This is a genomic window from Ensifer sesbaniae (assembly GCF_013283665.1).
In the GTDB taxonomy this organism is placed as follows: Bacteria; Pseudomonadota; Alphaproteobacteria; order Rhizobiales; family Rhizobiaceae; genus Ensifer; species Ensifer sesbaniae.
Window position 1 is genome coordinate 2,576,018 of sequence record NZ_JABEKU010000001.1, and the last position, 19,476, is coordinate 2,595,493.

A 19,476-nucleotide genomic window follows, 5' to 3' on the forward strand; every position below is an offset into this window, starting at 1 on the left:
CCTGCCGGTCAGCCACCCGTCTTCCTGCCCCAGGATGTGTGGACGAGCTCTGCAATCTCGGCATTGACCGCATTTAGGGACTCCATCGCCCGCTCGTAGGTCGACCGCGTCATCTGGCTTTTGTCGACTTCGTAGAGCGTCTGCTTGGTTATGCCTGCATCAGAGACCGCCGTGGATTTCAGCATCTGGTTCTTCAGAACGAACTGGTGGAACAAGGTTTGCATGAAGCCAACCATCTGCGCCTGCGGTCCATCCGTGGGCTCATATCGCGTGATCAGATAGCGATACCATTCGAGGTTCACCTCGGCACCGGCATCGCGAATAGGCTTCAGAATGCCGCCAAGCATCAGCAGGAACTGGCCCATCGACATGACGTCGAGCATTTGCGGGTGAATGGTGATTAGTACACTCGTGGCCGCCGTCAGGGCAGTAATCGTCAGGTAGCCGAGCTGGGGAGGGCAGTCGATGACAACGACATCATAACGGTCGTCGACCTCGGCGAGCGCCCGCGAGATCCGGGTAAAGAAGGTCTTGCCGTCATTCGAGCTCCTGTTCGACATGGCAAGCGGCGTGTCGTATTCGTACTCCTGCAACTCGAGGTTTGCAGGAACGATGTCCAGACCTGGAAAATTGGTCGACTGAATGATCTCGCTGATTGGCCGGCGACTATCGTCATAACGGATCGCGTCATAAAGCGACGGAGCCATGTCGAGCTCTGGCTGGAATCCATGCAGCGAAGAAAGCGACGCCTGCGGGTCGAGATCCAAAGCCAGGACGCGGTGCCCCGTCAGCGCCATATACTGCGCCAGATGGGCTGCGGTGGTCGTCTTGCCCGAGCCGCCCTTGAAATTGACGACCGCGATGATCTGTAACTTTTCGCCGGCTCTACGGTGCGGAACGTAATTTTTGGCTTCCGACCGTCCGTGCTGGTCGAGATATTGGCGCAACTCCACCATCTGTTCGGCGCTGTAGGAACGGCGGCCCGACGACGATGTCTGAGGGGAGGGGCCTTTTCTTTCAAGATGAAGCTTCTTGAGCGTGCTTTGCGAGACGCCCAGAAAGTCCGCAACTTCCGAAAGGGAGAACTGGCGGAGCAGTTTCTTTGCATTCGGCGGGAACTGTTGCATGCTTAGCAGATGCAGCTTCTTCGAAATCAGATCGCCCTGTTCGAGGATGAGATCCTCGAAATGCATCGGCTGCACGGGAGCCATGGACAGCGAATTAGCGTTCATTGCAGAGGAGCTTTCAAATAACGGTTTTTAAGCCTCGAGCCTGACTTAACCGTTATTATGAGCGATTCTGCCTCTCTTACAAGGAATATAGAGTTAACAAGAGGTTAACGCGCCCTGGCTGCCGAGCCAAATTGCGGTAAAAACATCTCGTTTTTCCTATATCTTTCAATACCTTGCCGTGCCACCGTGTAAACTGACAGCCATCGAGGTTATGCACTGCACAATGCAGCACGATGTTCGCGGGAAGCGTGAATGCCTCACCAGTACGCCCAATTTCGATTGCGACTCACTTCGTCCCCTGCGAATCGCTAGCCGGTCGCCAGCCCCTCGATGCGCAGCGCCATCTTTCGGATCATGGTCTTCTGAGGTTGCAACTGGAAGAGACCTCCGTCTTGCTGGTTACTGTGAGCGTTGCGTTGATCGTCTTCTTTATCTTCACGGGACCACGCTCGGAACGGTCGTTGCTGCACCAGTTGTCGCCTTCGGTCTGACGGCACTCACACTTGTGGTCAGCTCCATCCATCTCGACATCTTTTCACCGCCGCCTAGCGACAATGACGTGACCATCCAAGTAGTCCACTCAACTCAAGGGACATCGGATTGCGGCACTATTGTTGTCCTAGCTTTTGGGGAACTTGATGGCCAACGTGGAGACCGATTGCATTGTTCAACCATGCTCACGCAGAGCGCCGGGCGCAGTTCACGCCTCACGGGATCTATAGCCGAAAGCGTGCCCTTCACCCGCCCCGATCGGATCTTGCCGCCAACCGACCGCAGAGGCTAGCGAGCCGATGCAAGAAGCAATCGGTGAGTCGGTCGGCCTGGCTATCTCGATTGAGCGAACTCGCGTGGACGCCGTGTTCGCCACGTCATTCATGCCGGACGGATTGCTGACGGCCAGCATCAGGTTAAATCGCCAACCCGAGAAAAGTGGATCTGACTCTCCGAGCCAACCTTTTGGTGTTCTTGAGGGCTCGCAACGGCAAAGCTGCCATTATTGTCGCGTGCCTGTCGAACAAAGCGGCGGTCGAAAAGCGAGGTTGGTCTTTACGACGGGCGACGCCTGTATTATATGTTCTTCACAAGGAGAAGAATTATGGCAGCCGCAGCACGAGCCTATACGCCCGCCGAAGCCGCAGCTCTCAGTGAAGTTGCTGTAAAGTCGGTGCACAATGCAATCGACAAACGGATCATCGAGGCTCATTTCGGGCGCGAGGGCAGAGAACTTTCCGATGAGGATCTTCTACGTCTGAAGCTCTGGTACGGCGTCGGCTCCATCCTGTCTGCCGAGCGTCGCAAGCGCTTGTTCGATACGATCGATCAGAATCCTGATGCAGATACCGTGCGAGCAGACGACTATCTGATTGTCGATGTGGCCAGGGCGAGAGAGCAGCTCGCCGTGCGCGCAGAGGCGCTCCGGGAAGCCGAGCAAAAGATTCAGATTGTCAAAGGCGTCGCAGGCGGCGAGCCGGTTTTTAACGGCACTCGAGTTCCAGTGCGAATGATCGCTGCTATGAAATTGCAAGGCGCCAGCACTGCGGAAATTGTCGAGGGCTATCCCTCCGTCTCGGCCCGCATGGTAGAACTCGCCGAAATTTGGGCGTCAGCTCACCCCGCTCGAGGGCGGCCGAAAAAGCTGTCGGAGCAAGGCCTGACGGCAAAATCGGTGAAGCGTCTGCCGCTTGCTGCGGCCGATTCCCGGAAAGCCTAGGGCAGCGCTGCTTCGTGAAGTTCCTTATCGACGAATGCCTGCACACATCGCTCGTGGCCGTGGCTCAAGATCACGGCCACGATTGCTTTCATATCAACTGGCTTGGCTTAAGCGGCGAGACCGATTGGGATCTGATGCCGCGCATCGTGGCAGAAGACTTGACGTTCGTGACGAATAACGCACGTGACTTCAGAAAATTGTACGCGAAAGAGGAATTGCACGCAGGCTTGGTCATCATCGTTCCGCAGGTGCTTCCCGCCCTGCAACGCGAATTGTTCCTCTCGGCCCTCGATGAAATCGCTCATGGAAACGACCTAGTGAACGAAGTGATCGAGATGACCATCGAAGATGGAGAAGCCATTTTGACGCGATATGCACTTCCGGCATGACGGTCAATTCCCGCCAATGCGGGATAGATCGATGCGAATTCCGGCGCGTTCAACATCCTCATATGACTGAGTGCTCGAGTGCCGCGACTGCTGTCTCTTGGTACTCGGCGGCGCACTTGGCTTTGCCGCGGTAGCTCGACGGGATCTTCAAGATTCTCGGCCAGGAACGAAATCGCTGATCTGCCTTAGCCACATACAACTCCAGTGTTGAAACTTTGCGGGGAGCGCAATGTCTCGCGCCGAATGTTACCGCGGAGAGAGGCGGTTATCCTGCGGTGCGGCTTGAGCCGCCATCTCTTTTAAGCGAAGGGGCCGGGGGGCGCCGCCCCCTTCGCCCCTTCAAGCGCCTGCCGCCCAGCTTCCTCCACGCCACTGACGTTCCGCTCCGTGCAGCCGGTTCCCCGCGCAGCCGCTTGCACCCCAATCCCCCGCTGTTCCGCACGAGCTCGGAAGCAGGAGCGAAGGGCTCCCGCTTTGCGAGATCAAGGAAAGGGCAAGGAAATGGCTAAGGCAAAGGCTATCGAGACCACCACCACCGTCAGTGACATCTATGAGCGGATCACCGCACGCATTGTCGAGCAGTTGGAGGCGGGCACACGGCCCTGGATGCAGCCATGGGGCGCCGGTGGCACGCCGGTCAGGCCGTTGCGTCACAACGGAATTGCTTACCGCGGCATCAACACGGTTCTGCTCTGGATGACCGCGGCCGAGCGTGGATACAGTTCAAACTACTGGATGTCGTTTCGGCAGGCTCAGGAACTCGGCGGCATCGTCCGCAAGGGCGAGAAATCCACTCTCGTCGTCTATGCCAATGCGATTGAGCGGAAAGAGACTGACGAGGAGGGCGAAGAAGTAGAACGTCGCATTCCGTTCATGAAGGGCTACAATGTCTTCAACGCCGACCAAATCGAGGGACTGCCGGCGCACTTCTACGCCACCGAGGCCGAGCCACGCAACCGCGAGGGCAAGCAGCGCATCGAAGCTGCCGATCGATTTTTCGCTAATCTTGGTGCTGACATCCGCCATGGTGGCAACAGGGCGTTTTACCATCCCGTTGGTGACTTCATTCAGATGCCTGTGTTCGACGCTTTCATATCGGCCGAAACACACGCGGGGACGCTGGCGCATGAATGTGTACATTGGACGATGAAGAGCACCCGCCTCGACCGAAACCTTGGCCGCGACAAATGGGGCGACGAAGGCTACGCCAAGGAAGAACTGGTCGCCGAACTCGGCAGCGTCTTCCTCTCGGCTGACCTTGGCATCGCGATCGAGCCGCGGGAGGATCATGCGGCCTACATTGCGTCCTGGCTCAAGTGCCTGAAAAACGAAAAGCGCGCCGTGTTCCAGATGGCCGCTCATGCCGAACGCGCGGTTGCCTACCTGCACGGACTGCAGCCAGGTTCGAATGTCGCGATCGCGGCTGCAGGCAATCCGGCCGCCGCGTGAGGTGCATCGCTCACCGTATTTGCTTCCAGGTTGGGTGGCTCTTCTCAGATCCCGCCTGGAAGCATTTTGCGGGCGGTCGCCCCGCGCGCGGGGCGACAAGATCAAGTGGTCTGTTTTTCTGGCCGCGCCCGCGGCCGCGGGCGATATCAGCGCCGCAGCTTGCGGCGAGCCAAATCAAGGAAGAGGCCGACCGCGTCTTCTTCGCGCGAAAACTGATGCGCCGCCGTTTGTCCGCGCGCGCCAATCCGTCCCCGCGACGTGTGAGGCAGATTTTGCCGAAGAGGTTGCTGCCGATCTCGAGCGAATAGAAGCGCGCCATGTTCTTCGTCGCGTCCTTGCGTTCGATATAGAGGCGATAGGGCTGCGTGATCATGCGCGCAGAGTCGCGCGTTGCGCCGCGCCCGTCCAACGAGAGTTATGAATCAATTGAGCCTGACCGATTCATTTTCGTGATGGACCGGTCTGTCGATGCGCAGCGATCGCCGCCCGCGAGCTGCCAAGTCGGGAGCCAGGGCATCCAACTAGCGCGGGTTTTCCTTCCTTCTCAGAAGGGCGCTCCGGATCGCTTCTGTCTTTGTCGGTTGAGCCGGAGATGCCGACTTGGGTTTGCTGGATCCGTCGCGCGCTTGGAAGCGTTCACACTTCCTGAGCGCATCTATCCGGTCGGCATCCGAGACAGGTTCGACCGGCTCGCCATTGATGTCATGGCGAACGGACCCGGCCTTTGCCAACGCCATCTGATAGCGTCGCGAGTGCACATAGGTTGCCACCGCCTTGCGCAGAGCCGAGACGCTGACTTCCGGTTTCAGCAGGGGACGGACGTCATTCCAGAGCCCGAGCGCAAAGGGTCTGACCGGGTCACCAACTTTCGCCGGAAGAATCCCGATTGGCCGGGTGAGGAGAGCGTTGATCGCCGCGGTTTTCGCTATCTCTCGTTCTCGCGCCAGAACCGGCGCAGAACCCGTTCGGGGAGATTTCGTCGCGTCCGCTTTCTGACCCATCGCAGCCCCCGCCAATCCAGGATGTCGCGCTTTAAGTCATTCGACGGCACGAACCAGCGACATCAACTTGAGCTCCAAAGCATCTATAGCGTGCGTGCCGGAACGTAAAGTGCGGCGAGCCACGGCCCGCCTGTGCCGTCAAGGAGAGGGCGCACCTGCCTGATAATTCCTGTAGTAGACGGCGAGTCGTCTTTATCCTATCGGTTGCACATGAAAACGAGCCTCGACCATCTTCCCGAGAAGAAGCAGCGCGAGCTTGCCCGCGTTGTGGAGATCATCCACGAGGAGTTTGCCGATGCGCTCGAGGGTGGCTCAGCCGACTTCAAGAAGCGCGGGCGGATCCTGAAGATCATCCTGTTCGCCTCCTACGCCCGCGGCACCTTTGTTGACGAACCGCACACGATGAAGGGCTATCGCTCCGATTACGATATCCTCGTGATCGTCAACTCGAAGAAGCTCGCAGAACCGGAATATTGGGACAAGGCGAACGACCGGTTGATGTGGGACAAAACTGTTTCGACGCCGGTTGGGCTGATTGTCCATGGCGCCCGAGAGGTGAACAACTTCCTCGCGGATGGCCAATATTTCTTCGTCGATATTCTGCGCGAGGGCATCGTGCTCTACGAACTCGACGACCGGCCACTGGCCGAGCCGAAACGACTCTCACCTGCCGACGCGCCCAGGGTGGCTAGGGAGCACTTTGCGAGTCGATTTACGGAAGCCCAGTTGATGCTTCGGACGGGACAGTGGCAAGCTGGCCAGGTTGGTGATGCCCCTGAGTGGAACCGTCTTGCTGCGTTTAGCTTACACCAGGCCAATGAGCAGGCTTACGCCTGTCTGCTCCTCACCCTTACCAACTACAGCCCACCGTCACACAATCTCAAATTTCTCCGTGGTCTCGCCGAGGATCGCGACCAGCGGCTGATCGAGGCCTGGCCGCGCGACCAGCATCGTTTTACCGCCTGGTACAACATCCTCAACGAAGCCTATGTGAAGGCACGCTACTCCAAGCACTTCGAGATTACCGACGAGGGGCTCGGCTGGCTTCTCGACCGGACGGAGCATCTTCTTCGCCTCGTTGAGACGGTCTGTCAGGGGCGGCTGAGCGAACTGGCCCAGGCGGCGGACGCGACTTAACTCCTCGCTTCGTTCGCGCAAGTCCGCTCTTTAGGAAGCTTCGGCTTTCGTCTTCGATCGGCCGAGCGGCGCGCCCATCAAAGGTGCGACAGCCTCAAACACCGCGGGCGCGATCTGGAATTGCCGCGCCATGCCGCGTCCCATGGAATTCTTGCCCATTTCCTCGACGAGAATGCCGCGCTCAACAAGCGGGTCGACCGTCTGGGCAGCTACGTTTCTTGCGAGACCGGTCATATCAAGGAGTTGTGCCACGTGATGGGGTTGTTTGCGGTAGAGGGCGATATACTACCTTAAGGGCGGCCACCGATACTCTCCGGTGAGCATGATATGCTCCCATCCGAGCGGTGAGACGTGAGGCAGGAGCCGGAGGTCGATCTGTTCGCCGCTGGCGATATGCGCGGCGACGATTTCGCCGAGCTTCCATGTGTTCCAATAAATGATGATTGCGGTGAGGAGGTTGAGACCGGCAATTCGATGTTGCTGTCCCTCGGACGACCGGTCGCGGATTTCGCCACGCCTGTTGAAGTTGACCGCGCGCTTGAGGGCATGATGGGCCTCACCCTTGTTCAACCCGATCTGCGCTCGACGCTGCAAATCAATATCGCTCAGCCAGTCGAGCATGAAGATCGAACGCTCCAGCCGCCCGACCTCTCTGAGCGCCAGCGCCAGGCTGTTCTGACGTGGATAGGCGGCGAGTTTTCGAAGAATCTGACTCGGCACGACGGTCCCGGCGGCCATGCTGGCGGCGAGCCGCAGGATATCGGGCCAATTTTCGCGGACCAGCCGAATGTTGATGCGGCCGCCGATCAGCGGTTGAAACGCAGGAGGCACCTGGTCAAGAGCGGGAACATAAAGCCGCTTGTCCGGCAGATCGCGGATTCTCGGCGCAAACCGGAAGCCGAGAACGGAGCAGATGGCAAAAACATGATCCGTGAAGCCGCCGGTATCAGCATAATGCTCGCGGATTTGCCTTCCAGTATCGTTCTGCAGCAGACCATCGAGAATGTAAGGCGCTTCGTGAGCGGTCGCGGGAATGATCTGGGTCGAATAGGGAGCGTATTGATCAGAGAGATGGCTGTACGCCGAAAGACCCGGCTCATTGCCATACCGGGCATTGACGACATTCAATGCTTCACCGGTCGAACCTGCCGGAAAGTGCTGGCCATCCGAGGACGATGTCGTTCCGTCGCCCCAGAAGCGGGCCATCGGCAATTTCGACTGCGCCTCGACGATCATCGCAAGGGCGCGTGCCGTCGTCTCCTCCCTGACGTGCCATTTGCCGATCCGCAGCAACTCCCAGAAAGTGTGGGCGTCGCAGGCGTCGGCCATCTTCCTGAGACCCAGGTTGACGCCATCGGCGAGCAGAACGGTCATGACGCCGATCCGATCGCCGCAGGCAATCCCCGTGCGGAGATCCGTAAAGGCATCGGTGAAGCGCAGCTTCTGATCGACCTCAATGAGCATGTCCGTGATCCGAACGGACGGCATATTTTCATAGAGTTTCAAGACGAGTGCGGCAGCCTCCTCCGGCGCCGCCCTTTCGAGCCGGTCGACCTGAAGCTTGCCATCGACGATGGCCCCGCCTGCAAGAACGCCAGCCTCATTGGCACATTCGATTTGCGTCATGCCGCGTTTGAGAAGGTGGCTGCGATGGCGAAGCCAGTCGTCCGCCTCCAACGGAACGGCCAGCCGCGCAGTTTCGGATACCGTTTCGATCGGAACCAACGCCGTGCTGATCTCGCGATACCGTCTGCTGTCCGCCAGCCAGATATCGCCCGAGCGCAGAGCATTGCGAAGTTCGAACAAGAGCCCGATTTCCCACATTTGCCGATCTGGTTTCCCATCCTTCAGAATCCTTTTGCGCCATCTTGCTCGGGCAAAGTCGATTGGTGCATTGACCGGCAAGGTCCGATGGCCCCTGCGATTGAGGCGGCGCAGCATTTCCAATGCCTCAAGCAGCGAATCGGCGCCGCGCCCGCCGCGGAACGCCAGGACTTCCAGAAACCGGGGCGCATACCTCCGGAAACGGGCATATCCGTCGGTCACAAATTCCAGCGGGTCCGCGGAGACCTTGCCGGTGAGCGCGGCCTCCTGCGCGACAGTCTGGCGGAGCAGTTCCCAGCCACCGCCTTCCACGATGGCCAGTCCCAAGTCATCCTGCTCCTCATGCGCGGTGATCAGTGCCTCGCCGAAGCGGGAAAGCATTTTCAGCGCATCGCCGATCGAGGCGCGCTCGGCTTGCAGCAGCTCATCCCGTTTGCGTTCACAGGCACGGTAGAGTTTTCCGACAATGCGGCCATGCGTCTCGACGGCGACATCCGCCAACATGGCCGACCATTCCAGGACGCATGCCGCCAAGATCGCTAATCGTCGATTTTCCGGCAAATCCCGCATTCCATCGGCGGAATAGCGTTCGCCCTGGCGGCGAAGGCCGGCCACGCGGTGAGGTGGGATGCCGTCGAGAGTGCCGGCATCGACGGCGAGCTTGCGCAGAAATTCCAGCCGGTTGAGCAGACCATTCATATCGTTGGAGTTGGAGCCGACTTCGAACTGACGCAACCACGCAAAGCGCGTGATTCGGCCATCGGCAGTTTCGGAAAGCAGGGACAGAAGCCGAGCGCGGCTCTGCGCGTCCAGACGCCCTGCAATACGGGACGCGATCGCCCGTTCGGCGGCGACCAGGGCATCGGCACAGCATCGTTCGACGGTTGAGATCGCCGGGACAATCACATTGCGACTGCGCAGTTCCTCCAGAAACTCGGCCGCCAACAGGTCATTCGTTCTAGATCTCTCGGCGGCCTCCTCGAGCCATGTGAGCATATCCGTGCGCGCTTGGCCTTCGAACGGTCGATAGCCGTAGAGCTGCTGCAATGCCGCCGAATGCTGATATCGCGTTTCCGATCTCGCCCCATACTCGGCAAGTTCTTCAGCCGCGACACCGATCTGTGCGCCGATGAAGGCCAACATCGAGGGCGGGATCATCTCGCCGGGCTGCAAGAGACGGCCGGGATATCGGAAGGCGCAAAGCTGCAGAGCGAACCCCAATCGGTTTCTCGGACGGCGACGTTGTCTGATGTGCCGGAGGTCTTCGTCACTCAATATGTAATGGCGAAGCAATGACGGTTCGTCGGTCGGCAGATCGAACAGCTTCTCGCGCTGGCGTTCGGTCAGGATTGTGCGCCGTGGCATGCACATGTTGTCCCTATTGAAGTAAAGTCTGTTTTGGACAACAATCGCCCCCTACAAATCAAGGTCTTCGGGCATCCACGAGGGTTCAATTGGGACAGCGCGCCGCCATCTATTGCCGCGTTTCGACGGCTGACCAGTCATGCGAGCGACAGGAGCGAGACCTAACTGCTTTTGCCGAGCGCGCCGGCTACGCAATCGCCGGGATATATAAAGAGACGGGCTCCGGAGCGAAGTTGGATCGAACCGAACGGAAGAAGGTCATGGCGCTCGCCCAGGGCCGGGACATTGATTTGGTTCTGGTCACCGAGCTTTCCCGATGGGGACGCTCGACGATCGATCTTCTCAACACATTGCGCGAGTTGGAAAGCCGGAAGGTCTCGGTGATTGCCATCAACGGCATGACCTTCGATCTGTCCACGCCGCACGGCCGGATGCTCGCGACGTTTCTTTCAGGCATTGCCGAGTTCGAGCGCGATCTCATCAGCGAGCGCGTGAAATCCGGTCTTGCCGCCGCCAAGGCGCGCGGGAAAAAGCTCGGGCGGCAACCCGGCCAGCGGCCAAAGTCGGACAAGCTCGCATCGAAGGTACTGGCGCTCATCGCGCAAGGCCGAAGCTATCGCTGGATCGCCCGCGATCTGGTCATCAGCAAGAATACGATTGCTGATATCGTCAAACGCGATCGCGCCAGCGGAAAATGAGGTACTTGCGCGGATTTCTGTAAGCAGTCAGATGCTAAGGGCTGCAGATGTCGTCACTGTCCCATTACCGATAGGCTATTCCCATGGTCCGTGGTGGCTGTCGGCGCCGTCGACGCGGTCGAAGCCATGGGCGCCGAAGAAGTCGCGCTGCGCCTGGATCACATTGGCCGTGCCGAGGCCGCGGCGGTAGCTGTCGAAATAGCCGAGTGCCGAGGCAAGTGCGGGAACCGGCAGACCACCTAGAACGGCTGCCGAGACGACGCGGCGAAGCGCTCCGTCGGTTTCCTTGACCATCGCGGCAAAGGCCGGGGTGACGATCAGGTTGGCGGCATCCGGTGCCTTGGTAAACGCGGTGGTGATCTCGTCCAGGAACTGCGAGCGGATGATGCAGCCGGCGCGCCAGATCTTGGCGATCGTCGGCATCGGCAGGTTCCAGTTGAACTCCTTGGAGGCCGCTGACATCACGGCAAACCCTTGCGCATAGGCGCCGATCTTGGCGGCAAGCAGCGCGCTCTCGAGGTCCTTGATGAAGGCTGCCTTATCGGCGACCTTGAACTCGCCGACCTGGGCAGCCCGAGGATCTTTTCCGGGTAGGCGCAGGATACGTGTAAAAACCGGTCACAGTGGTTTGGCTTATCGTCTGAGGTCCTGGACGTTGAGTTCATTCCAGATTCACGAGAAATCATAGGTAGCCATAGGGTCCTGCGGGTCTGGCCCGGAGGATGATCGCATTTCGAGATATTTGAGCCATTCGGCGACTTTCTGGCGACCGGCCTTGGTGCGGGCGGCGGCGCGTGGCGAGATGTCACCGAGCATGCCGACGGGCTCGTCCAGGGTGGCACGATATTGCTTGTCTAGCATGGCGTGAACGAGGGGGGCTGCGATTTCGCGTAGTATGTCGTCTGCCGATGGCCTCTTTCCCTGATGCGCGGCTTTCAACTGTTCGATGGTCTGGATAGTGGTGAGAGGCGCACGGACCATTCTGCCGAGGATATTTTGCACGAGTTCGGCGCCTCTTTGCGCTCGCTCGGCAGAGTTGACCATGAGGACGAGAAAACGTCCCTTGCTTTCGAGATTGCCGAGCACGGGCGTGCCGTCCTCCATGGTGACACCGGCGACCAGCGCATCCGGGTGACCGGGCCTGGTGGAGCCTTTGGCCGGCGGCCGCCCGAGCCAGTTCCAGAACCGGGGATTTTCTTGGCGGAGATCATCTCTTCCGGCGAAACGATCGGCGATGTCGTTCTCGGTGATGTCCGCTTCGAGGGGAAAGCGCACCTCATGAAACACGATGTCGTCACCATCGCTGTTGCAGACGAGCGGCGGATTGTCTCCGAGCACCCTGGGCAGGGTGTCGAACAGCCAGGCGTGGGTGAGCTGAGAATTCCCATCAACCTATCCGGCGCCGAGAGCGGGCCATGAAGCGCTTCAAGTCTCGGCGACATTTGCAACGTTTCGTCTCCATTCACGACCCGATTGCCAACCTATTCCACATCCCCCGCCACGACATGTCCGCCAGTCATCATCGCGAACTGCGTGCCGCCGCCATGAGAATGTGGACGCAAATCGCGCACGTTTGACCGGGGAGTATGGCGCACCACGCTTCATCGCCGTTCTCAGGTTAACTTTACGGTGCCTAGCCGGATTTTACTCCGCCCGCGGCCGGACTATCCCGCCGCTACCGCGGCCGACTTTTGCACCGCCGCTCTCAGACTTCGCAATGCCGTCAAGAGGTTAGGTCGCGTATCGTGACGACCTTGCCATAGGCCAATGCCAGGGCGGACATGTAGGCAGCATGGACCTGTGCGGCTGAAACCGTCTTCCCGTTGAACTCCACGTCGCGCGTGGCGCAGGCGTCTTCGACAATTGTCGTATTGTAGCCGAGATCGGCGGCCGCGCGGCTCGTGGCATCGATGCACATGTGGGTCATCGCGCCAATGATCACGACATCCTTGATGCCTTCTGCGTCCAGAGCGTGCTTCAGTTGGGTCCCACGGAAGGCGTTGGGGTATCGCTTGGTGATTACCAACTCCCCCTTGGCGGGAGCGACCGTCGGGATGATTTCGGCCCCATCCGTTCCCAGTGCGAAGAACTGTGCATTGGCCGGGTTTTCATGGCGGACATGGATGACCTTGTCCCCCGCGGAGCGAGCCACGGTGATCACTTTGGCCGCATTGGCGACTGCCTCATCGATTTTAACGAGTGGGAGCGCGCCGACAGCAAGGTAGTCTTTCTGAAGATCCACGACGATGATAGCGCGCTTGTTCACAGGACTTGTCCTTTTGCGATTTCAGAAATGACGAAATATGATGCGATAATGCCACGCCTGAGGTCATGCGTGGGTACGGCTACTGTGCGGACGCGGGCAAACAGCTGCAAGATTGGGAATGACCGACCTCGTGCCGCCGTCCATCACGGATGCGGGACTAGGTTTGGGTGGTGCCATCCAGCCGGGTCACGTCGAGGGCGGGCCCATCCAAGTTGAAATACTGTTTGCGGTTCGGATCATACGTGTCGATCTCGAAGACGAGGCGATATGGATAGAGGCCCGGCTCCAATTCGAACAGAATCGAGCCTGCCCAATAATAATAGGACGGCGTCCACCGACTCCGGATCTTGTCCGGGCCGCCATAGACCTTGAGATCGTTACATATCTTGCGGTCCTGCGGCGTGCCGTCGGGATGCACAAAAACAATGTTTACAATTCGCGCGAGGGGAGGCCAGCCCCCATCGGGTTTCTTTTCCATGTCACTGCAATAGACTAACCAGTTCAGGACTTGGCCCTGGCGGCAGACCGTGCGCAGGACGTTCGTACCCTTGCCTGTGCTGTCGCCGCCATTGTCCATCAATGCGGTTTTGCCGGTGATGCAGCCGGTCCGCAGGATGCCGGCGACGTCTACTACGGCGACGATGTTCAACTGGGTCGAAGCCAAGCTAGGCGGACTAGGAGGGGGCTTTGGGGAAACCATCGTAACGGCTTGCATCATGAACTCCCGGTTTGGGTTGGGTCAGGGGGCGTCTGGAGAGTGGCTTCAATGAGGCGCGGGTTGGCACCATTGTCGACCGTGCGCGTCCGGCTGCCGAGTTCCAATGTCAAGCCATAGGGCAGGTTGCCGACTGGCTGTTTCACCAAACCGACCCAGTAGCTGACATCGGAGTCGCGATAAGTATTGCGCTCAACCTTGCAGGTTTCAGCCGGCAGTTCGATTGCGCGCACGGTGGCATGCGTCTCGCATTCGATCGGCAGCAACGTCCAGATAATCCGGTCTCCCCGTGTGACCGCCGTTGCAAGCTCGGCTGTTGCCTCGTTTTGCGAGCCGCCGAGACGGTTGTCATCGATCATGTAGAGATAACCCGCGAGCGTGTCGGCCTCCAGTGCTCCTGAGACGTCCACCACCATTCGGATATTGATCGTCTTCGTAATCGTCATATTGCCTCTCCCGCAGCAACGGTGGAGCACGTGGGGACCGGCAGCAGCCCGGGCGCGAAGCTGCCGGTGAATCCGTTGACGCCCGGAGCGGAGGTAATCTGAAGGCCGCACTTCAGGGTGAAGAACTGCGGCTCCCAGACCGTGTCGCCGTTCTCTTGAACCGGGCGGTAGAGCGCCACCTCCATCGCGTAGTCGTGGCAGCCGACCTTGGCGGTATCGACAGTCGCGCTCCAGTACCAGCCGTCCGTCAGTAGATCGGGCGAACCGTATTGGGCGGGATACAGCACGCCCTGCTCCACTGCCGGCCCGCAGATGCGGGTGACGACTGGGGACACGCTGGCCGCCGCAGCAACATTGTCAGACTTCAGCACCTCGCCGGCCGCGCTAAGCAAGGGGGCGGCATAGGATCGAACCTTGTTGTGCTGGCGGACACGCAGGCGGAGGTCGCCTTTGCGATCGTTCCATGGCTTCGAGATGAAGAGCTGGCGATAGCTGCGGGGCAGCGTCGTTGGCAGTCCGCCGACGCCGACTGGGATCCAGTTCAGGACGGCCTCCGCCGCCTGCGATCCGTCGGCATTGTAGACGCCGGGAACGTTGGTGACGCGGGGGCCTGCCGGCGAGTCGAATGGACCCGTATTGTCAATGACATAGGCATTCCCGTCGAGAGTGCCCTCCTTCAGGGCCGTCACGATGTCGATGACGGTGACAATCGAAATCTGCATTATACCCTCCTGTTGGAACGAATTGTGCGGCCTCCCGGTCAGGCGGCGGCGTGGATCGGAACGGAATCCGCAGTCGTACCGGTGGAAGCATTAACCAGAAGGGACGGTCCCGCGATACTGATGGTCCGCCCGGTCAGGCCGCCTGTAAGCAGCGTCAACGTGTAGGAATGGCGCGTGCCCGGAGCTAGCCAGCAAGGGGCGTATCCCTGCCAGTGCAGGGCCCAAGGGGCTGGAACGTTGGTACCTGCAGGGATTTCGAGCCCGTCGAACGAGATTGCCGACAGCCAGACTGGGGTCTGGACATCGAGCGGCGTCACGCTCCAGCGAACAAGTTGCCTTGGCCAGACAGGACTGGCCAGCTTAGCGGTGCCGGAATCCTCGCTGCCGCAAAAGCTGTCATCGAAGAGGAAAACACTGTCGTCGGCCGGATTGCCCAGCAGTAGGGCGACGACGTCGACAAAAACCTGGACATTGAGTGGTGGCATTGTCTTCCTTTCTACCGCCGCTGACGGTCCTCATTGCGAAATCAAACGCGATCGACGACCAAGGGTAGCTTGCCGAATTCCGTGCGGACCAAGTCCGCCCCACTGGGCTCAACGAGCCGAATGGCAAAGCGGTAGCCGGAACTCAGTAGGCTCGCCTCGTTCGCTTCCAGCGCGTTGAAGACTGACAGGGACCGAACGAATCCGGCGATCATCAGGGGCGAGGAGCCTTCTGGCCCCAGACGGGCGGCGATCTGCGCCGACAGGGATGCCGCGTCCGGCGTCCCGATCACCATGTGCAACTGCCGCTTCGTGCGGTCGATCTGAAATTGGGTGTCCGTGGCGACCCTGTCGATCTCCAGAACCTGCCGTCGGCGGAACTCGGCGATAATGGCCGCTAGGGCTCGGGGCGCCGAATATTGAGTGTCGCCGATATGAATGAAATCGCCGCTGCGGCCCGCGTATTCGAACTGCATTGCGTTAAGGCCGGGCGACCGCAGGTCCGGGCGGCGGATGACCCGGTCGCCCACCTTGTAGCGCAGCACCGGGGCCGCATTCCCAAACAGACGCGTGACGACCAGTTCACCTTCCTCGCCTTCCTCCGCCCATTGCCCGTCGGGCCTGACCACTTCCACCAGGTGCAGCCCCGGAACCGCGGTCAAAGCGGGGCTTCCAGGGTCGAGCTGCAGTCCTATGGTTTCCGCCTGGACGGCAGCGAAATAGCTGAGGACGGTCAAGTTGGGATAGGCTTCTCTCAGGTCCGCTCTCACTTTGGGGGTTAGCACGCCGCTGCCGTAAAGGGCGACGCGGAAGCTGTCCCGCGCCTCTCGGGAGAGGCCGTCGGCAAATGTCGCCAGCAGCGCGATACTCCCGGAAATGCCCATGATCGCCTTTGGTCCCGGGTAGGACATCATCAGTTGGAAAACTTCCAAGCTCATCGGGCCCGCGCCGATATAGTTGACGCCGGGGATCCTCTGGAGCACGCCGCCCACCATGGTGCCGCTGCTCCACATCTGATAATCGGCAAGCGTGGTGGCCACCCACTTGGCGCCGTCGCCGGTGAGATAACGCGCCATCACGTGCCAGCCCATGAAATCCCCCGCCCAACCGTAGGTCTCCTGCAGCTCGCCGAGCGGGTAGACGGTTTCCGACGGCTTTCCGGAGCTGGTGCCGCCACTGGCCACAATTTCGAAGCCGCAACGCTCGATGGGCACGACCATGCCGGGCCGTGTCTGCGTGAACATCTGCTGGCAAACTTCCTTATCGGTCAGCGGCAGTGCCTGGAACTGCTTTAAACTGTTTACCGGACCGGTGCCAATGGCCCCGTCGATGCGTTGGCGCCAGAGCGGGTTGACGCGGGCGATGGAGACGAGTTGCGATAGCCTGCGTTCGATGATGGCGGCCTGGGTTTCTAGGGGCATTGCGTCGACCCGGCAGCCGAGATGCGCCTGCGCGTGCTGGAGGGCGGCGAGGAAAGGGGGCAGGACCAAAACATCGTCCGCGGTGCGCGGATGCATCATCGTCTCCGGCAGTACCAACTTGGCGAGGTCGCGGGAGGAGGAGGCAAAGTTCATCATGTTCGCTCCAGGCTGGAGCCGGTAATGCCGCTCCTGCTCGCGCTCTGCGTCGCATCGTTTTCAAGGATGTCGCGCGCGTGGCGGCGGATCTCAGCCACCACACCCTGAATGTCGTGCAGCCCTATCCGATGGTTCATGAGCACCATGCGAAGCATCGTCTGTCCATCCAAGTCGACCTTCGACAGGAGGTATTGCCCGGCCGCCCGGACGCGGTCACGCAATTGGATTTGCAGAAGGGACAGGCGTCTGCTGTCCACTCCGGCCGGGCGATGGACGAAACAGAGAATATTGGACTCCGGTCGGTACGGCACGAAGAAGTCTGGCTGGTTAGCCAAATAATCGTGCGCGACTCCGGTCATCGTCACCAAATGCTCGAGTTTGTCCGCGAAGGCGTGGCGGCCATAGAGCGACCAGGCCAGCCACAAGTTGAGAATCGCGGGGCGCTTTGTGCACTCAAAATTCTTCACCCCGCTCTGAACGGCAGTCATCTCGTCTTCGAACGGGTCGAACACATAACTGTCCTTCTGGGGAAAGGCGGTCTCCGCCATTCCCTTTTCTCGGTAAAATAGCAAAGTGCAAAGCGCCGGCACGAACAGGGTCTTATGCGCATCCAGGCAGAAGGAATCGGCGAGTCCGAGACCCGAAAGTCGCGGTCGCAGCCGGTCGGAAACCAGGAAGGCGCCATTGTGGGCCGCATCGACATGCAGCCAGGCTCTGTGCCGCTTTGCCAAGGCGGCGAGTTCCGGAAACGGATCATTAGCACCAATCGACGTCGTCCCAGCCGACGCAATGACGCAAAACACATCGAGCCCGCGGAACGCTGCTGAGTCCAATGCCGCGGCTGCACGCTCCGGACAGATCTGCCGGCGTTCGTTCAGCGGCAAGCGAATCACCTGATCTTGACCGATGCCGACGATTCCGGCGACCCGCGTAACGGAGAAATGTGCATCCTCGCCGACAGCGATGGCAGGGCGCCTCGATCCTTGGACCGCGAGACCACCGTTCCAGCTTTGGGGGAGGCAATGGTTTCGGGCGACCAACACGGCAGTCATATTCGCTAGCGATGCGCCAGACGTCGTCACCATCTCGAAGCGGCCGTGGGGCCAGCCGATGAGACGACCAAATGTCTCTTCCAGCAGTCTGTCCGCGATGTTGGCGAACTGTCCGGCCTCGTAGTAGGAGGCCGGCTGCGGCACCATTGCGGAAACCATGTCGAAGACGGCAGCTACCGGCATCACCGAGCTGAACTGTCGCGCCATATATCCGCGGGAGTTCACCTTGATCGCGGTTTCCAGATAAAGGTCGAGAATCTCGGCAACCGAACGCCTTCCAAACTGTCGCCGGACAGCATGTCTGCGAGGCGTTTCACTGCCTGATGGGCGGCTGCGGTAAAATCCCCAACGCTGAAAAAATCTTCTAGGCTGGCGGAGTCAGCCTTGGAGGTAGACGCCGAACTGTCATCGAGTTCGTTGAGATCCTTCCGTCTATGGAGCATCACCACGGAAAAAGCCTTTGTGATGTTGGTCTTGATGCCTCATAGGCAAGCAACAACTGTGCCAACACCTTATGACTTAAAATTTCATGTTTTTCCGGAATGGACGCGCATCATTCCCGACGTTTTGTCCAACAACGGACAAAACGTGCAGCTTCGATTACTTATGAGACCTGTGTGCGGGTGTCTGGACTGGCGTATTGACCTGTGATTCTCTCAATCAGTACAATGGATTGAGGGGTTCGATTGTCAACGGCGGAGCAAAAGTCGGTCTCGAGACAATCTCTCTTCATCCGTTCGATCAGTGCGCGCCCCTTTGCGGTACTGTGGACGGGGTCACGAAGGCGGCAGGCGCCGTCGCATTGGCTTGACCTTCTCGAAGGCAGCCTTTTGCTCTTCGAGGATCGCAATTTGCGACCGCAATTCTTCTAGCCGCGAGACGATCCCGGCCAACTCGCTCTTCAATTCACCGATATCCGCCGCCATATGCATTACTCCTGAACCTCGTCAGGAGATAGCATCGGACCTCATCGGAACCTTGTGGCACTTGCTACATAATGCCGGAAACCGGGAGCCGAAAGCCACTATGTGACCGAAGCCACCGGCATCAGGTCACGCATTGGAGAATGGATCAGAACCGAACGGCAGATGCCTGTCGCGCGGAAGGAAGACATTTGGCCTATCGGCGGAAATGCCGGTCAATAACCAACCGAACCCAAGGAAAAGCCGCCAATCGAAGCCGTTTTGCCCCTTGTGTTCTTTCATGGCCCGGTGCGTACGTTGCTGCGAAAACGGCCAACTGAAAGAACATTCAGCGAACGGCAATTTTGACCTCGGCGCCGATGCGCCCGACGGTGGCCCTATGAATGCGAAAGAGACGAGCGATTTCAGCTGCCGGACGGCCTTCATTTAACAGGTCGTGTCCCTACAGGTGGTGTAGCTCGGCGGTAGCGAAGCCGCTCGCGAGCGC

21 protein-coding genes and 3 pseudogenes are annotated in these 19,476 nt (G+C 59.6%); 7 read left to right on the forward strand and 17 right to left on the reverse strand.

Annotation, left to right across the window (positions count from 1 at the left end):
- Window positions 1-8: 8 nt before the first annotated feature.
- A complete protein-coding gene (gene repA, locus BHMPCIPO_RS12560) occupies window positions 9-1,232 on the reverse strand; it encodes a plasmid partitioning protein RepA (protein WP_173517055.1) in 1,224 nt (407 codons plus the stop codon).
- A gap of 1,096 nt (window positions 1,233-2,328) precedes the next feature.
- Here repA and BHMPCIPO_RS12565 point away from each other — a divergent pair.
- From BHMPCIPO_RS12565 to BHMPCIPO_RS12575, 3 genes are all read left to right on the forward strand, one after another.
- Complete coding sequence (locus tag BHMPCIPO_RS12565) at window positions 2,329-2,943, forward strand: DUF433 domain-containing protein (protein ID WP_173517056.1); 615 nt, start codon at window positions 2,329-2,331, stop codon at window positions 2,941-2,943.
- Between the two features lie 14 nt (window positions 2,944-2,957).
- Window positions 2,958-3,332 (forward strand): DUF5615 family PIN-like protein, encoded by a 375-nt coding sequence (locus BHMPCIPO_RS12570; RefSeq protein WP_173517057.1) that lies wholly within the window; start codon window positions 2,958-2,960, stop codon window positions 3,330-3,332.
- 387 nt (window positions 3,333-3,719) lie between these two features.
- Window positions 3,720-4,781 carry an ArdC family protein gene (locus BHMPCIPO_RS12575; protein ID WP_312033025.1) on the forward strand — a complete coding sequence of 354 codons (1,062 nt, stop codon included), beginning with the start codon at window positions 3,720-3,722 and terminating at the stop codon, window positions 4,779-4,781.
- Window positions 4,782-4,927: 146 nt separating this feature from the next.
- On the opposite strand, the gene BHMPCIPO_RS33805 is transcribed toward BHMPCIPO_RS12575, so the two are convergent.
- The 3 genes and pseudogenes from BHMPCIPO_RS33805 to BHMPCIPO_RS12585 all read right to left on the reverse strand — a co-directional run bounded on the left by BHMPCIPO_RS33805 (window position 4,928) and on the right by BHMPCIPO_RS12585 (window position 5,782).
- A complete protein-coding gene (locus tag BHMPCIPO_RS33805) occupies window positions 4,928-5,050 on the reverse strand; it encodes a WGR domain-containing protein (RefSeq protein ID WP_376741656.1) in 123 nt (40 codons plus the stop codon).
- A gap of 32 nt (window positions 5,051-5,082) precedes the next feature.
- Window positions 5,083-5,154: pseudogene (locus BHMPCIPO_RS33810) on the reverse strand (WGR domain-containing protein); the annotation flags it as partial.
- A gap of 148 nt (window positions 5,155-5,302) precedes the next feature.
- Window positions 5,303-5,782 carry a ProQ/FINO family protein gene (locus BHMPCIPO_RS12585; protein ID WP_173517059.1) on the reverse strand — a complete coding sequence of 160 codons (480 nt, stop codon included), beginning with the start codon at window positions 5,780-5,782 and terminating at the stop codon, window positions 5,303-5,305.
- A 210-nt stretch (window positions 5,783-5,992) separates the two neighbouring features.
- On the opposite strand from BHMPCIPO_RS12585, the gene BHMPCIPO_RS12590 reads away from it, so the two are divergent.
- On the forward strand, window positions 5,993-6,919 hold the full coding sequence (locus BHMPCIPO_RS12590; RefSeq protein WP_173517060.1) for a nucleotidyltransferase and HEPN domain-containing protein: 927 nt from the start codon (window positions 5,993-5,995) through the stop codon (window positions 6,917-6,919).
- A gap of 30 nt (window positions 6,920-6,949) precedes the next feature.
- Here BHMPCIPO_RS12590 and BHMPCIPO_RS12595 read toward each other — a convergent pair whose 3' ends face one another.
- Window positions 6,950-7,153 carry a hypothetical protein gene (locus BHMPCIPO_RS12595; protein WP_210266444.1) on the reverse strand — a complete coding sequence of 68 codons (204 nt, stop codon included), beginning with the start codon at window positions 7,151-7,153 and terminating at the stop codon, window positions 6,950-6,952.
- Window positions 7,154-7,204: 51 nt separating this feature from the next.
- Window positions 7,205-10,108 (reverse strand): Tn3 family transposase, encoded by a 2,904-nt coding sequence (locus tag BHMPCIPO_RS12600; protein WP_173517062.1) that lies wholly within the window; start codon window positions 10,106-10,108, stop codon window positions 7,205-7,207.
- 89 nt (window positions 10,109-10,197) lie between these two features.
- Between BHMPCIPO_RS12600 and BHMPCIPO_RS12605 the strand changes: the two genes are divergently transcribed.
- Window positions 10,198-10,806: a recombinase family protein gene (locus BHMPCIPO_RS12605; RefSeq protein WP_173517063.1), complete on the forward strand. Its 609-nt coding sequence runs from the start codon at window positions 10,198-10,200 to the stop codon at window positions 10,804-10,806.
- A 75-nt stretch (window positions 10,807-10,881) separates the two neighbouring features.
- Here the strand turns inward: BHMPCIPO_RS12605 and BHMPCIPO_RS12610 are convergent.
- Together BHMPCIPO_RS12610 and BHMPCIPO_RS32865 are read right to left on the reverse strand one after the other, a co-directional pair.
- Window positions 10,882-11,393: pseudogene (locus tag BHMPCIPO_RS12610) on the reverse strand (NADP(+)-dependent, decarboxylating phosphogluconate dehydrogenase); the annotation flags it as partial.
- Between the two features lie 85 nt (window positions 11,394-11,478).
- A complete protein-coding gene (locus BHMPCIPO_RS32865) occupies window positions 11,479-11,910 on the reverse strand; it encodes a hypothetical protein (protein ID WP_246304304.1) in 432 nt (143 codons plus the stop codon).
- A gap of 93 nt (window positions 11,911-12,003) precedes the next feature.
- Here BHMPCIPO_RS32865 and BHMPCIPO_RS32870 point away from each other — a divergent pair, with 93 nt between their 5' ends.
- On the forward strand, window positions 12,004-12,225 hold the full coding sequence (locus BHMPCIPO_RS32870; protein WP_246304305.1) for a hypothetical protein: 222 nt from the start codon (window positions 12,004-12,006) through the stop codon (window positions 12,223-12,225).
- Window positions 12,180-12,383 (forward strand): annotated as a pseudogene (locus tag BHMPCIPO_RS12620) (IS6 family transposase); the annotation flags it as partial. The gene BHMPCIPO_RS32870 and the pseudogene BHMPCIPO_RS12620, both read left to right, overlap by 46 nt.
- Window positions 12,384-12,529: 146 nt before the next feature.
- On the opposite strand, the gene BHMPCIPO_RS12625 reads toward BHMPCIPO_RS12620, so the two are convergent.
- The 9 genes from BHMPCIPO_RS12625 to BHMPCIPO_RS12665 form a co-directional block, all read right to left on the reverse strand.
- Complete coding sequence (locus BHMPCIPO_RS12625; RefSeq protein ID WP_173517064.1) at window positions 12,530-13,072, reverse strand: cysteine hydrolase family protein; 543 nt, start codon at window positions 13,070-13,072, stop codon at window positions 12,530-12,532.
- 157 nt (window positions 13,073-13,229) lie between these two features.
- Complete coding sequence (locus BHMPCIPO_RS12630; protein WP_157813775.1) at window positions 13,230-13,721, reverse strand: DUF8788 domain-containing protein; 492 nt, start codon at window positions 13,719-13,721, stop codon at window positions 13,230-13,232.
- A gap of 65 nt (window positions 13,722-13,786) precedes the next feature.
- Window positions 13,787-14,233 (reverse strand): DUF8788 domain-containing protein, encoded by a 447-nt coding sequence (locus BHMPCIPO_RS12635; RefSeq protein ID WP_100675002.1) that lies wholly within the window; start codon window positions 14,231-14,233, stop codon window positions 13,787-13,789.
- Complete coding sequence (locus BHMPCIPO_RS12640) at window positions 14,230-14,955, reverse strand: hypothetical protein (protein WP_173517065.1); 726 nt, start codon at window positions 14,953-14,955, stop codon at window positions 14,230-14,232. The genes BHMPCIPO_RS12635 and BHMPCIPO_RS12640 overlap by 4 nt, the downstream gene beginning before the upstream one ends.
- A 38-nt stretch (window positions 14,956-14,993) precedes the next feature.
- Window positions 14,994-15,440 carry a DUF8788 domain-containing protein gene (locus BHMPCIPO_RS12645; RefSeq protein WP_173517066.1) on the reverse strand — a complete coding sequence of 149 codons (447 nt, stop codon included), beginning with the start codon at window positions 15,438-15,440 and terminating at the stop codon, window positions 14,994-14,996.
- A gap of 41 nt (window positions 15,441-15,481) precedes the next feature.
- Window positions 15,482-17,014: a phenylacetate--CoA ligase family protein gene (locus BHMPCIPO_RS12650; protein WP_173517067.1), complete on the reverse strand. Its 1,533-nt coding sequence runs from the start codon at window positions 17,012-17,014 to the stop codon at window positions 15,482-15,484.
- Window positions 17,011-18,273 (reverse strand): pyridoxal phosphate-dependent decarboxylase family protein, encoded by a 1,263-nt coding sequence (locus BHMPCIPO_RS12655; protein ID WP_173517068.1) that lies wholly within the window; start codon window positions 18,271-18,273, stop codon window positions 17,011-17,013. Before BHMPCIPO_RS12655 ends, BHMPCIPO_RS12650 begins: the two co-directional genes overlap by 4 nt.
- A 569-nt stretch (window positions 18,274-18,842) precedes the next feature.
- The gene (locus tag BHMPCIPO_RS12660; protein WP_173517069.1) at window positions 18,843-18,992 is read right to left on the reverse strand and encodes a hypothetical protein; all 150 of its coding nucleotides are present in this window, start codon (window positions 18,990-18,992) and stop codon (window positions 18,843-18,845) included.
- A 126-nt stretch (window positions 18,993-19,118) separates the two neighbouring features.
- The gene (locus BHMPCIPO_RS12665; RefSeq protein ID WP_173517070.1) at window positions 19,119-19,271 is read right to left on the reverse strand and encodes a hypothetical protein; all 153 of its coding nucleotides are present in this window, start codon (window positions 19,269-19,271) and stop codon (window positions 19,119-19,121) included.
- Window positions 19,272-19,476: the final 205 nt, after the last annotated feature.